We start from the raw sequence: 12,904 nt of genomic DNA on the forward strand, positions 1-12,904 counted from the left end.
TCTGGGACGGGAGAGCCGTGGGCTTTGTCGCGCGCACGCGGGGGCGGTCCGAATGTCCAGCACCATCTCCGGTCGACGCGGGCTCGCGGTCGTCAGGGAGCGGGGCTCGGCGTCTGCGTCGGCGGATGCAGCGACGTCGCGATCAGGTCGTGGATGAAGCCGTAGTCAGGCTCGTGCTCGTCCACGCCGAAGTCGGGCGTGAGCTCGATCGACGTCACCTTCTGCTCCTTCGCCTTCAGCATCAGGTCGAAGAACTCCGGCAGCTTGTCGGAGGGCAGATCGGTGCTGATCAGTGCCGTACCCGCCGCAGCCACCTCATTGAATCGGGTGAGCACGGTCTGCGGAGTGAACTGAGCGAGGATCGCCTCCTGGAGCTCACGCTGACGCTTCATGCGATCCCAGTCGCTGGTGGTGTAGCGGGATCGGGCGTACCACTGAGCCGTGTCGCCGTTCATCCGCTGTGTGCCCGGCTCGATCCAGCCGATGGCCCATTCGTTCACGTCGGTGCCCGTCCACCCCTCGGGCGGTCCGCCCTTCGGAAGACGCTCGGTGACATCGATCTCCACGCCGCCCAGAGCATCGACGAGCTCCGCGAAGCCGTGCATGTCGACGAACACGTAGTACGGGATCTCAATGCCGAGGACTCCCTCCGCCGCGTCCTTGGTCGCCTCGATCCCCGGGTCGGAGCCGTGGGCGACGGCGTCGGGATAGAGCCCTGCTCCCCCGTCGTCGCGGCACACCTCGGCCGCGTTGCGCACGTGGTTCATCCACCCGTTCCAGCCGCACGTCGATGAGCTGTGCCCTTCGAAGCCGTTCGGATAGAGCTCCTGCATCGGGCTGCCCTCGCTGAACGGGGCGTTCGGGAGCTCGCGCGGGATGCCGGTGATGGTCACGGCGCCGGTGTCGGCGTTCACCGACACGACCGAGATGCTGTCGAACCGCATCGAGTCGCGTCCGTCGCCGCTGTCGGCGCCGAGCAGCAGAATGTTGTAGTAGCCGTCGCTCGGCTGCACGCTCGGGCCGCTCTGACCGAAGATCGAGCCGATCGTGCTGCGCACCGAGCCCACCGCGGTCGCCGCATACGCGGCTCCCCCGCCGACGAGGCCCAGCAGCAGCAGGGCGACGACGGGGATGGCGAGGCGCGACGGCCCGGGGAGCTTCACGAGGCGCACGAGACGCAGGGCGTCGAATGTCAGGACGATCCAGAGGACGACGTAGGCGACGAGAAGCACCTGCACGATCGTGAGGACGGCAGCCGAGAAGAACCCGCCGCCGATCGTGAGCCACAGCAGGACAGGGCGCGCGAACAGCGCGAGGCCGACAGCGACGATCGCGAGGAGCCAGGCGAGCAGAGTGGCACCGAGGCCGAAGCGACCGAGTCGACGATTACCGGCGAGCACCTGGGCCGAGCCCGGCAGCAGGAGATTCAGCGCGACCAGCCACCAGCCGCGCTTCGCCATAGTCCCCGGATCGGAGAGGTCCGGGTGCCGCAGCGGCCGGGTCTCGATCAGTGGGCGCCCTGATGCGCGCGGAGGCGCAAGGGTCACAGTGACCCCTTCAGCCGTTCGTTCTTCTCCTCGACCTGGGCCTCGAGCTCACGCGAGTACGCCTCGACACGGTCGGCGAGGTCGGGGTCTGCCGTCCCGAGGATCCGTGCCGCGAGGAGTCCCGCGTTGCGCGCTCCGCCGATGGACACGGTGGCGACCGGGATCCCGGCAGGCATCTGCACGATCGAGAGCAGCGAGTCCATGCCGTCGAGGTAGGCGAGCGGCACAGGGACACCCACGACGGGAAGCGGGGTCATCGAGGCGAGCATGCCCGGAAGGTGCGCTGCACCCCCGGCACCCGCGATGATGACGCGGACTCCTCGTGAACGCGCGTCACGCGCGTACGACATGAGCTTGTCGGGCGTGCGATGCGCCGAGACGACCTCGACCTCGTGCGGGATTCCGAAGTCCGTGAGGGCCTGAGACGCATCGCTCATCACGCGCCAATCGGAGTCGGATCCCATGACGACGCCGACAAGAGGAACGGCGGAGGAGTGCAGTGGCTCGGTCACCAGATCAGGCTACGGTCTGCCGCTGGGAGAAACCCCGAACGCCGCGCCTCTTCGCGCGCATGTCTCGCGCCGTGTGACGCCGAGAGCGAGCACTGCTCAGTCGAAATGGGCGGCAGCTGCCCGCGCCACGTACACGGCATCGTCGAGGTCATCGTCGACGACGTTCACATGCCCGACCTTCCGGCCGGGTCGCGGAGCCTTGCCGTACGTGTGGATCTTCGCCTGCGGGTGCGCGGCCATCGCCGCACCGAAGCGCTCTTCGAGCGTGCCCTCTTCCGGACCGCCGAGGATGTTCACCATCACGGACCAGGCGGAGCGGGGCGCGGTACTTCCCAGCGGCAGATCGGCGACCGCCCGCAGGTGCTGCTCGAACTGTCCGGTGACGGCGCCGTCCTGGCTCCAGTGCCCGCTGTTGTGCGGGCGCATGGCGAGCTCGTTGACGAGGATGCGTTCGTCGTCGGTCTCGAACAGCTCCACGGCGAGCATGCCCGTGACACCGAGCCCCTCGGCGATCGTGCGACCGATCGCCTCGGCGACCTCCACGAGGCGGTCCGCGGCAGCGGGCGCCGGGGCGATGACCTCGGCGCACACTCCGTCTCGCTGCACCGTCTCGACCACGGGGTACGCGACGACCTGCCCACTCGGGCGGCGCGCCACCTGCTGGGCGAGTTCGCGCACGAACGGAACGAGCTCCTCGACGAGGAGCGCGTCGTCTTCGGCGAGAGCATCGAGCCAGTCCTGCGCTTCGGCGGCGGCACGGACGACCCGCACGCCCTTTCCGTCGTATCCGCCGCGGGGTGTCTTCACGACGCCCGCACCGGCATGCGCATCGAGGAAGTCCTGCAGCTCGGCGATGCTCCGCACGGGAGCCCAGTCAGGCTGCGGCACACCGAGTTCGGCGAGCCGGGCCCTCATGACGAGCTTGTCCTGCGCGAACTGCAGGGCATCGGGGCCCGGATGCACCACCACCCCGTCGGCGACGAGCGCTCGCAGGACGTCTTGCGGAACATGCTCGTGGTCGAACGTCACGACGTCGACGTCCGCCGCGAAAGCGCGCACGGTTTCGAGGTCGCGGTAGTCACCGATCGCGGTGGCCGCGAGCGCGGCGGACATCCCTTCGCCCTCGGCGAGCACTCGCAGGTCGAGACCGAGCTCCACCGCGGGTGCGATCATCATCCGGGCCAGCTGTCCTCCGCCGATCACACCAACACGCAACGCCATGTGCCGTCTCCATTCGTCTGCACCCATTCTCGCGCACCGGGGCGGGCGGAATCGACACGCTCGGGGTCAGCGGACGAGGGCCCGCCCTGCGGCGAGCAACGAGCTCACGATGGGTTCGGTTCGTCGCCGCCGGCCTGCGCGTCGCGATGCGCCAGGATCTGCCCGACCTCGATCTGGTCGGCGAGCGTCTCGTGCACGAGGGTGACGTTCGGGACGTTCGCGAGTCGGAGCGGCGCATCGACACCGTTGGAGAGGGTGATGTTGCCCGAGCCCCACAGCCGCTGGAGCGGACCACGGCGAACCGCGATCGTGTATCCGCGGGCGTGGGACATCTCGCGGCGCCCGCGAGCGCCGATGCCATGGTGCGCGATGACCCGCCTGGTCGTGACCGTCGTGCTGCGCGAGTACCAGATCACGAAGGGGATGACGACCGCGAGGATGACCAGGAGACCGGCTGCGGCGAGCAGCATCCAGTCCTCGAAGCCCGCGGGCAGGTTGCCGTAGAAGTAGGCCGTCGCACCGAAGGTCGCGATGAGCACGAGTGCCGACCAGAACAGCCGACGCGCGTGGCTCCGGAAGCGCGCGATCAGCAACTCCTCCGAAGGCGTACCGGGCGGCGGCATCAGGGGCCGCCCGCCGAGCGTCACAGGCTGGGTCACACCACCATTGTGCCTGTGATCGCCGACATCGCCGTCTGGACGACGGCGTGTCAGTTTCCGGCAGGGCGGACGTGGACGACGTCGCCCGCGGAAATCGCTTGCTGCTCGCCGTCGACGGACACCGCCAGGCGCCCCTCCGAATCGAGTGCTGTGGCCACGCCCTCCAGGATCCGGCCAGCCGGCAGAGACACGCGGACCGCCTGCCCGATCGTCGCGCATCGGGCGGTCGCCGCCGCATGCAGCCCGCTCCTGCCCGCGTCACCCGTCGAGACGAGCGCGGACAGCAGATCATCCAGCGCGGTGAGATACGCGGCCAGGAGCCGATCCTCGTCGACCTCGACGTCGAGGGCCGCGAATGACGTGGCCGTCGGCACCGGAAGCTGCTCGACCGTCATCGCCGTGTTCACACCGGCGCCGACGACCACGGCATCCCCCGTCGCCTCGGCGAGGATGCCGCAGATCTTGCGTCCGTCGACCAGTACGTCGTTCGGCCACTTCACCCCGACGTCGTGCTCCGGCAGCTGCGCTGCGACCGCGTCCGACATCGCCACCCCGGCGGCGAGCGGAATCCAGCCTCGTGTCGCCGGGTCGAGCGGCAGAGCGCGCAGAAGCACGGAGACGGCCAAGGCCGTGCCCGCCGGGGCGACCCAGCTGCGGTCGAGGCGGCCTCGGCCCGCGGTCTGGTCGCGCGTCACGATGGTCGACAGATGCGGCCAACCGACGACATCCCCCGCGTGCGCACGAAGATCGGCGTTCGTCGACCCGGTTCGCTCCCGCACCTCGAGTCGAGGGACGATCGGATGCGCCAGCGAGAAGTCCACGCTCATACTTCCTCGTCGTCGACTTCTTCGTCGTCGTCGTCCTCGTCCTCGCGGATCGCCCCGACCTCGTGGGCCTGCCACCGCTCCCACTCCTTCATGAGCCCGTCGACCGCCGCGTGGAACTTCTCCGTGGCCACTCCCTGTGTCGTGTCACCGAAGTAGTGCTGCACCCACATCCGCAGACGAGCGGTGGCTGCCTCGTCGGCTCGCACCCGTTCGACCTCCGCGACGATGTCGTGCGCGGCCTCCGCCGTCAGCCATTCGCAATCAGCCAGATAGCCCTGCGTGTCGATGGAAGCACGTTCGTCGGTCGGACGCGTGATCATCAGCGGCTTCCCCGCGGCGAGACGGTCGTAGACCATCGCGGAGATGTCGACGATCGCGACATCAGCCGCCGTCAACTGCCAGCCGAGCTCCGGTGCATGATCGTAGACGTGCTGCGCCGTCGGGTCCGCCGCGTTGGCGGCAGCGATCGCCGCGATGATCCGCCGGTGGGCGGCCCCGTACGCCTCGTCCACGACACCGCTACGCGGGTGGGGACGGTAGATCACCCGATGCGCGCCGGTCGCCAGCAGTCGCGTCACGAGCGCTTCGCCGTGCGTGGCGATCGACCCGTAGTGGGCACTCGGGCGGTCCCCCTCCCATGTGGGCGCGTAGAGGACGACGGTCCGCTCGTCCGGCACGAAGGGGAGCGTTCCCGAGTAGTGATCCGCCTGCGGCCGGCCGATCTCGATGGTGCGGCGATCCACGTCATAGTCCCACAACGTGCGCGACAGCCGATCACGCGCAGCCTGACCGGCCACGAAGGCGTAGTCGTAGGCCTTGTACTGATTCGTGGTCATGTACATCTTGTCGGACTCGCCGTGGTTGATGAACACGTGCCACCGCCGCCCGTAGCGGAACATCTGGAAGTTGCGGGTGTTCTGGTTCACGTACAGCACCACGCGGATGTCCTGCGTCGCGATGAACCGTTCGAGGTCGCGGACCTTCGGCACGAAGGCGACGGGAGGGGAATCCTCCTCGAGCAGCCTCTCGGTTCCGGTCGCCTGACGCGAGAGCACGACGACGGGCCACCGCTTCGCGAGTTCGGCGAGCGGGCGGTACCACTGACGCATCTGGTACATGTTCACGGCACCGTCGGCGAAGTACACCGCCACCTGGAAGTGGTCGGTCGGGAGGGGTTCGCGTTCCGAGAGCCGCCGACGCACGCGTTGCACGGCGGTGCGGGATGCGAGCGCCCGCGTCAGCAGTCGGTACGCCTTCTTCGCATCAGACAGTGCACCCATCCCTCCAGAATAGTTCGTCGGGGCGGCGTCGTCCGGCGCCTGCGGACGGATCCGGCGCCGGAAGGGCGATAGTCCGCGTCCTCCTCAGGATCAGTGGGAGCCACCGTGACATGATCGTCATGTGCCAGCCGACGAATCAGCCGCTCCCCTGCCCGGGGTGTCCTTCGTGATGCCGGTGCTCAACGAGCGCGCCTACCTCGAGCATGCGATCGAATCCGTGCTCGCCCAGGACGTCGATGTCCCCACCGAGCTCGTCCTCGCGCTGGGGCCGTCGAACGACGGCACGACGGAGCTCGCTCAGCGCCTGGCTGAGCAGGACGAGCGTATCCGGCTGGTCGACAATCCCGCGGCGCACATCCCCGTCGGACTCAACGCCGCGATCCGAGCGAGCCGCTATTCGACGATCGTGCGCGTCGACGCGCACTCCGAGCTCTCCGCCGGCTACGCCGCCCGGGCGCTCCGGACCCTGGAACGCACCGATTCGGCCAATGTGGGCGGCGTCATGCACGCCGAGGGACGCACACCGTTCCAGAAGGCCGTCGCCCGCCTGTACAACTCCCCCGTCGGACTCGGCGGAGGCGCTTACCACGGCAGCTCCCAGGAGGGCGAGGCCGAGTCCGCCTATCTCGGCGTCATGCGACGCGAGGTCCTGGACGAGGTCGGCCTGTTCGACGAGTCGATCCGGCGTGGCGAGGACTGGGAGCTCAACCTTCGCATCCGTCAGGCCGGGCACCGTGTCTGGTTCGACCCCGAGCTGTCCGTCACCTACTGGCCCCGCGAGAGCTGGATCCGTCTGGCGCGCCAGTTCCGCGCGACCGGCGCCTGGCGCGGCGAGCTCGTGCGTCGGTTCGGTCGCCGCAACGGCATCCGCTACTTCGCGCCGCCTGCGCTCGTGCTCCTGGTCCTGCTCGCCCTCGTGACGGGGATCCTCCAGCTCACCGGAGTGCTCGGCGGCGCGGTCTCGCTGATCGTCTCCCTCATCGTGTACGCACCCCTCGCGCTGTATCTGCTCCTCGTGCTGGGCGTCGCTCTGGCGCCGCGTGGCGGCGGTGTGCGCCAACGGCTGTGGACCATGCTCGTGCTGCCGACGATGCACCTGTCCTGGGGAATCGGCTTCCTCGGCGGCGTGCTCCGCGGAGCCCGCGACACCGTCGACGCGTCTCGCCTCGGCACTCGCAACACTCCGCTGCCCTGAACCGCTCCGGCGGCGAGGACGGCGACGTCAGAGCGTGACGAAGCCGAGATCGAGGATGCGGTCGACGACACGCTGAGCAGCGTGGCCGTCGTCACGGGGGTTGAACTGTCGGCGCCACGCCGCATACCGCTCGGCGAATGCGGTTTCGTGACCCGCGTCCTCGAGGGCGGCGGTGAGCTCTTGCTGCGTGCGCACCAGGGGTCCCGGCGCGCGTTCGGCGAGGTCGAAGTAGAAGCCGCGCAGCTGTCCACGGTAGTGATCGAGGTCGGGCACCAGAAAGTACATCGGCTTGCCGGTGACGCTGAAATCGAACATCACCGAGGAGTAGTCGGTGATCAACGCGTCCGCGGCGAGCAGCAGCCGCGCGGTCTCCGGATACCCCGTCACGTCGATGACGCGCGCGCCGTCGCGGTCGCGGCCCTGTTCGAGCGTCCGGGAATGGCCGCGCACGAGCACCACCGCGTTGGCCTGACGTGCCAGGAGTTCGGGGTCGATGAAGTCGACCATCTCGGTGCGGTCGTCTCGCCAGGTCGGGGCGTAAAGGAGCACCCTCTCTTCGGCCCCGATGCCCAGGGAGCGGCGGATCGCGGCCGGGTCTTCCGAGATCAGCGTGTCATTGCGGGGGTAGCCGTCCACCCAGATCGGGCGCCCGAAGAACGCGTATGCCTTGCGCAGAATGCGTTCCGAGTAAGTGTTCTGCGCCAGGAGGACGTCCCATCGGCGGGACTCCTTGACCACCGCAGCCATGCGTCGCGGATCGAAACCCGGCCGGTGCAGCGCGAGCCGCTTCAGCGGAGTGCCGTGCCAGGTCTGCAGAACCTTCTGACCCGGCTTGCGGGCGAAACGACGCCGCAGCCAGTCGTTGACGACGAGCAGACGCGCCGCTCCCCGCGCATGCCACCACTGGGGGCTCCCCTCGACGACCGCGATCGCGCCCTCCGGGACCTCGACCGAGAGGTCGACGACGCTCCAGTAGCGCCGCACCTGCGGAGCACGAGTCGCGAGCTCGCGGTCGATCGCGCGAGGATTGCAGCCGACGCTGCGACCGTAGAAGCTCTCGAAGAAGACCGCGTTCTCGGTGCCGCCGCTCTGGGCGACGTAGCGCTCCTCGAGCGTCGACCTGCCTTCCACCGTCTCATACACGGGATCGATCGGCGCGGCGATGCGGACCGTGCTGCCGTCGACGGCGATGCGCACGCCGGTCAGGACGACAGGATCGATCCTCAGCTCCTGCAGGTCGACATCCGAGATCCGCAGCTCATACGTTCCGGACGGTAGCGGGAGTGACGGGCCGCCCCAGCGCGACGCCTCCAGCGGGAACGCGGCCTTCCACGTCTTGCCGCCGCCGCTGATGCGGGCCTCGACCCGTGCGCGCGGTCCGACCAACACGGCTTCCGCCGGTCGTGCCCCGGTCCCTGCGACGACCAGCGCCTGTGCCGTGTCGTCGATGCGGGCCGTTGTCATGCTGCTCCCTTCGGCGCGGGAATCCCCCGTGCGCGGATCACGTCATAGACGCGCTCGGTGTTGCGCCCGTCTCGATACGCGTGCATCCCCGCGCTGAGCGTAGCGGACCGCACGGACGCCGCGTCGTACACGCGACGGTCGGCGAGCAGATGCTCGAGCTGCGCGAGCAGCCCCGTCCAATCCGCGGCCGCGTCCTGGCCCGCGACCTCTTCGTACCGACCGTAGAAGCCGCGTGTCCGCGCGTACTGCTGCGCGTCGGGCGCCAGGAAAAGGACCGGCATCGACAACAGCCCCACGTCGTAAGCGAGAGAGGAGTAGTCGGTGACGAGCACGTCCACCGCCGGGAGCACGGGCGTGACGTCGGCGATCACGGTCGAGCCCAGAGCGCGGACCCGCCTGCTCGGCAGAGGCGGTGCGTAGCCACCTTCCCCCAGCGGGTGCGAACGCACGAGGAGAACGGCGTCCTGCGCTTCGAGGAGGCGGATGATCTGAACCCACTCCGCCGCAGACGGAACGGCGGGGTCGGGAGCGCCGTCCCGCCAGGTCGGCGCGTACAGGACTGTGCGCGCGGACACGGGGATGTCGCCGACGACCCGGCGGAGAAGTGCGGATGCGGCGCTGCGCCGCTCCTCCCCCGAACCCGCCGAGAGGACATCGACGCGAGGCTCGCCGGTCACGACGACCCGGTCGTCGCCGAGACCGAATGCGGACTCCAGCCTGCCTCTCGCGCGATGGGACGCGGCGGGCAGCACACGGATCCGCTGCGCGGCGGCGCGGTAGAGCACCGCGATCGCGCGACGCAGCAGCGGCGCACCGGGGACTTTCGGCACCTCGGTCGTCGCCGGCGAGTCCAGCCCGATCCGCTTGAGCGGGATGCCGTGCCAGAGCTGGACGACGAACGCGCCACCGTTCGCATAGCGGTTGACATCGCCCAAGCCGTGAGTGACCACCAGCACGCCGGCCCTGGCGGTCGCCCACCAGCCGCGCAGGCCGCTCTTGCGGGCGAAACGGATGCCGAGGGCGGCCGCCTCGCGGTCTTCGCGTTCGGATGACGTGAGCCAGAGCGTGTCATGGCCCGCCGCTGCCGCGTGCTGGTGCATCGCGAGCGCACCGTCGCCGATCCCGGCACCACAGCCGAACACCCAGCGCCGCCCTCGCGGGAGGAGAAGAGTACCGATGCGTCCGACGGCATACAGCGGGATCCGGAGCAGTTTGGCCGCGTTGCCGGTGCCGAAAGAGAAGGACGCCACCCCGCGAGCCTATCGCGCGGGGTGGCGTCCTTCGCTGTGAGGCTCGGGTCAGCCGGCCAGTTCGCCGAGGGTCACCTCGACGTCGTAGTCCTTGCCGTTGCGGACATATGTGACGGTGGCCTTGCTGCCGGCCGCTGCCGCACGCACCTGCGCGGTGAGGTCGGTCGCGCTGGTGATCGGCACCCCGTTGAAGGAGGTGACGATGTCGCCCTTCTCGATGCCGGCTGCGGCAGCAGCCCCGCCCTCGTTGGCCTTGGCGATGTAGGCACCGGCGACGGTAGCGCCCTCGATGCTCGATGCGTCCTGGACGGATGCGTTCAGCAGACCGTGGGTCGCTGCGCCGTCGGCGATGATCTCCTCGGACACTCGCTTGGCGATGTTCGAAGGGATCGCGAAGCCGATGCCGATCGAGCCGGACTCCTCGGAGCTGCCCGAGCTCGCGATCGCCACGTTGATGCCGATCAGCTCGCCCTTGCTGTTCACGAGCGCTCCACCGGAGTTTCCGTGGTTGATCGCGGCATCCGTCTGGATGACGGCGATCGAGATCGACTCCGAGGTCTGCTGCTGCTCGCCGCTGCCGGGGATGTCGAACTGGAACGGCCCCTGGCCCTGGCCCTCGGGAGACTGCTCCTGCGGCGCGTCTTCGGCGGACGAGTCGGGCAGAGCGGAGGACGCGATCTGGATGCTCCGGTTGAGCGCGCTCACGATGCCGGTCGTCACCGAGTTCGCCAGGCCCAACGGCGCGCCGAGCGCAACGGTCGTGTCCCCGACGTTGAGCTTCGACGAGTCGGCGAAGTCGATGGGCGTGAGCCCCTCTGCGCCCTTCAGCTTGATCACGGCAAGGTCGTAGATCGGGTCGGTGCCGACGACGGTGGCCTCGTAGATCTTCCCGTCCGACGCGGTCACGCGGATGGTGGGATCTGCCGCTGCACCGCCGAGGGTCACGACGTGCGTGTTCGTGAGCACGTAGCCGTCGTCGCTGATGATCACGCCGGAGCCGCTGCCGGCTTCCTGCGAGCCGGCGACCTCGATGGTGACCACGGACGGCAGTGCGGAGGTCGCGACCGCGGTGGTCTCGTTGACCGAGCCGGGGTTGTTGACCGTCACGGTCTGCGGCCCGGTCGCCGTGCCGGAGGACGGGGTGTCCTGGAGCCCGTTCAGCAGCGCACCGCCGCCGAAGCCCGCGACGCCGCCGACGAGTGCGGCCGCGACGATCAGCGCCGCGAACTTCGTGCCCCCGCGCGACTTCTGCTCCTTGGTCTTGGTGCCATCGCCGACGAGCGGCTCCGCGCCGTACGGCTGCGTGGGCTGCGTGTGCGACGCCGTCGGGATGCCGAAGGCCGCGCCCGAAGCGGTGCCCGTCGCCGGCGCAGATGGCGCGCTGAATGCGTGCGGCACCGGCGCGACCTGCGGCGCTGGCGACACGTGCGACGTGAACGTCGACGGCACCTCGTGCCCCTGCACCGGTGCACCGGGCGTCGGCGCGGCGGTGGCAGGCGCGGCGGTTGCCGACCCGGTCGTGTCAGCGGCGGCAGCCGTCGCCGACTGAGCGGCGACCTCTGCAGCCTCGGTGGACGGCACGGCGTCGTTCGACGCGGGTGCCGAGTGGTCCTGGGTGTTGTCTTCGTTCATGGTGTGTGCTCCTTCAACGACCACTTCAGAATGACGCCTGTGTCTGTGTGTTCCTTATGTCGACGATGAGTTTCAGCTATGGCCTTAGCCTGTTCTTCATGAGTGTCACTCCCGGCGCATGGCGGCGCACGGCGGCCGGTGCAGGCCTGCTCGCCGCAGACGGAACCGTCGCGCCCACCATCTTCGCAGAGATGTCCGCCGCCGCAGCCCGTACCGGGGCGATCAATCTCGGACAGGGCTTCCCCGACGAGGACGGACCATCGGAGGTGCTCGAGGCCGCCCGCAGCGCGATCGCCCACGGAGCCAATCAGTATCCGCCGGGTCGCGGCATTCCCGACCTGCTCGCCGCCATCAGCGAGCACCAGCGGCGCTTCTACGGCCTCGATGTGGACCCGGCCGACGAAGTGATCGTGACGGCCGGCGCCACCGAGGCGCTCACGGCGACGCTGCTCGCGCTGATCGACGGTCCCGACGACGAGGTGGTCGTCTTCGAGCCGTACTACGACTCTTACGCCGCGGCGGTGGCGCTGGCGGGCGCACGACTGCGCACTGTCCCCCTCCGCGCTCCCGACTTCCAGCCCGACCTCGATCAGCTCGCCGCGAGCGTGACGGACCGCACCCGGATCATCCTCGTCAACGATCCGCACAATCCCACGGGTGCGGTCTTCGGTCGCGACGTGCTCGAGGAGGTCGTCCGGCTGGCCGCGCGGCATGACGCCGTCATCGTCACCGACGAGGTCTACGAACACCTGGCGTTCCACGCGCCGCACACCCCGATCGCCACATTCCCCGGAGCGGCCGAGCGCACCCTCACCATCTCCTCGGCGGGCAAGACGTTCTCCGCGACGGGATGGAAGATCGGCTGGGTCCACGGGCCCGCCGACCTCATCACCGCCGTCCTCACCGTGAAGCAGTACCTCACGTACGTGAACGGCTCCGCCTTCCAGCCGGCTGTCGCGGTGGGGCTCCGCTTGCCCGATTCGTACTTCACGGATGCCGCGACGGCACTCGCCCGCAAGCACGAGATCCTCGGCGAAGGACTGCGCACCGCCGGATTCACGGTGTACGCCCCGCAGGGCGGCTACTTCACGGTGGCGGACGCGACGGCGCTCGGCGGCGCGGACGCCGCAGCATTCTGTCGTTCTCTGCCGGAGCGCGCCGGAGTCGTGGCGATCCCCCTGACGGCGTTCGTCTCCGAACCCCACCGGCACGAGTACTCGGGCCTGGTGCGCTTCGCCGCCTGCAAGCGCGTCGACGTGCTCGAGGAGGCGGCTTCGCGGCTGGCGCGGTTCTCCGCCTGACCGGCTCTCCGCTCGC

General features: G+C 69.5%; 11 protein-coding genes. 2 read left to right on the forward strand and 9 right to left on the reverse strand.

The features are described 5' to 3' along the window. Positions 1-92 precede the first annotated feature (92 nt). From GZ67_RS0103845 to GZ67_RS0103870, 6 genes are all read right to left on the reverse strand, one after another. A complete protein-coding gene (locus GZ67_RS0103845) occupies positions 93-1,547 on the reverse strand; it encodes an LCP family protein (protein WP_029262018.1) in 1,455 nt (484 codons plus the stop codon). Continuing rightward, on the reverse strand, positions 1,544-2,011 hold the full coding sequence (gene purE / locus GZ67_RS0103850; protein WP_036303450.1) for a 5-(carboxyamino)imidazole ribonucleotide mutase: 468 nt from the start codon (positions 2,009-2,011) through the stop codon (positions 1,544-1,546). The genes GZ67_RS0103845 and purE overlap by 4 nt, the downstream gene beginning before the upstream one ends. A 144-nt stretch (positions 2,012-2,155) precedes the next feature. Further along, the gene (locus GZ67_RS0103855) at positions 2,156-3,280 is read right to left on the reverse strand and encodes a 5-(carboxyamino)imidazole ribonucleotide synthase (protein ID WP_029262020.1); all 1,125 of its coding nucleotides are present in this window, start codon (positions 3,278-3,280) and stop codon (positions 2,156-2,158) included. Between the two features lie 104 nt (positions 3,281-3,384). After that, positions 3,385-3,903 carry a PH domain-containing protein gene (locus tag GZ67_RS0103860; protein ID WP_081859874.1) on the reverse strand — a complete coding sequence of 173 codons (519 nt, stop codon included), beginning with the start codon at positions 3,901-3,903 and terminating at the stop codon, positions 3,385-3,387. A gap of 86 nt (positions 3,904-3,989) precedes the next feature. Continuing rightward, on the reverse strand, positions 3,990-4,766 hold the full coding sequence (locus GZ67_RS0103865) for a biotin--[acetyl-CoA-carboxylase] ligase (RefSeq protein WP_029262022.1): 777 nt from the start codon (positions 4,764-4,766) through the stop codon (positions 3,990-3,992). After that, a complete protein-coding gene (locus tag GZ67_RS0103870) occupies positions 4,763-6,046 on the reverse strand; it encodes a CDP-glycerol glycerophosphotransferase family protein (protein ID WP_029262023.1) in 1,284 nt (427 codons plus the stop codon). Before GZ67_RS0103870 ends, GZ67_RS0103865 begins: the two co-directional genes overlap by 4 nt. Positions 6,047-6,215: 169 nt before the next feature. Between GZ67_RS0103870 and GZ67_RS0103875 the strand changes: the two genes are divergently transcribed. Beyond that, complete coding sequence (locus GZ67_RS0103875; RefSeq protein WP_051662327.1) at positions 6,216-7,241, forward strand: glycosyltransferase family 2 protein; 1,026 nt, start codon at positions 6,216-6,218, stop codon at positions 7,239-7,241. 27 nt (positions 7,242-7,268) lie between these two features. On the opposite strand, the gene GZ67_RS0103880 is transcribed toward GZ67_RS0103875, so the two are convergent. From GZ67_RS0103880 to GZ67_RS0103890, 3 genes are read right to left on the reverse strand one after another with little or no spacing between them, the layout of a single operon-like run. Next, a complete protein-coding gene (locus GZ67_RS0103880; RefSeq protein WP_029262025.1) occupies positions 7,269-8,705 on the reverse strand; it encodes a CDP-glycerol glycerophosphotransferase family protein in 1,437 nt (478 codons plus the stop codon). Beyond that, complete coding sequence (locus GZ67_RS0103885) at positions 8,702-9,955, reverse strand: CDP-glycerol glycerophosphotransferase family protein (RefSeq protein ID WP_029262026.1); 1,254 nt, start codon at positions 9,953-9,955, stop codon at positions 8,702-8,704. The genes GZ67_RS0103880 and GZ67_RS0103885 overlap by 4 nt, the downstream gene beginning before the upstream one ends. 48 nt (positions 9,956-10,003) lie before the next feature. Continuing rightward, a complete protein-coding gene (locus GZ67_RS0103890; RefSeq protein WP_029262027.1) occupies positions 10,004-11,587 on the reverse strand; it encodes a S1C family serine protease in 1,584 nt (527 codons plus the stop codon). Positions 11,588-11,685: 98 nt separating this feature from the next. On the opposite strand from GZ67_RS0103890, the gene GZ67_RS0103895 reads away from it, so the two are divergent. Then, positions 11,686-12,888: an aminotransferase class I/II-fold pyridoxal phosphate-dependent enzyme gene (locus GZ67_RS0103895; RefSeq protein ID WP_029262028.1), complete on the forward strand. Its 1,203-nt coding sequence runs from the start codon at positions 11,686-11,688 to the stop codon at positions 12,886-12,888. Positions 12,889-12,904: the final 16 nt, after the last annotated feature.

This window comes from Microbacterium sp. Cr-K20 (genome assembly GCF_000708325.1).
Lineage (GTDB): Bacteria > Actinomycetota > Actinomycetes > Actinomycetales > Microbacteriaceae > Microbacterium.

Bases quoted from the DNA above. Each gene is read 5' to 3' on its own strand.
- purE (WP_036303450.1), bottom strand. From the start codon at position 2,011: ATGGGATCCGACTCCGATTGGCGCGTGATGAGCGATGCGTCTCAGGCC.
- GZ67_RS0103855 (WP_029262020.1), bottom strand. From the start codon at position 3,280: ATGGCGTTGCGTGTTGGTGTGATCGGCGGAGGACAGCTGGCCCGGATG.
- GZ67_RS0103860 (WP_081859874.1), bottom strand. From the start codon at position 3,903: ATGCCGCCGCCCGGTACGCCTTCGGAGGAGTTGCTGATCGCGCGCTTC.
- GZ67_RS0103865 (WP_029262022.1), bottom strand. From the start codon at position 4,766: ATGAGCGTGGACTTCTCGCTGGCGCATCCGATCGTCCCTCGACTCGAG.
- GZ67_RS0103870 (WP_029262023.1), bottom strand. From the start codon at position 6,046: ATGGGTGCACTGTCTGATGCGAAGAAGGCGTACCGACTGCTGACGCGG.
- GZ67_RS0103875 (WP_051662327.1), top strand. From the start codon at position 6,216: ATGCCGGTGCTCAACGAGCGCGCCTACCTCGAGCATGCGATCGAATCC.
- GZ67_RS0103880 (WP_029262025.1), bottom strand. From the start codon at position 8,705: ATGACAACGGCCCGCATCGACGACACGGCACAGGCGCTGGTCGTCGCA.
- GZ67_RS0103890 (WP_029262027.1), bottom strand. From the start codon at position 11,587: ATGAACGAAGACAACACCCAGGACCACTCGGCACCCGCGTCGAACGAC.
- GZ67_RS0103895 (WP_029262028.1), top strand. From the start codon at position 11,686: ATGAGTGTCACTCCCGGCGCATGGCGGCGCACGGCGGCCGGTGCAGGC.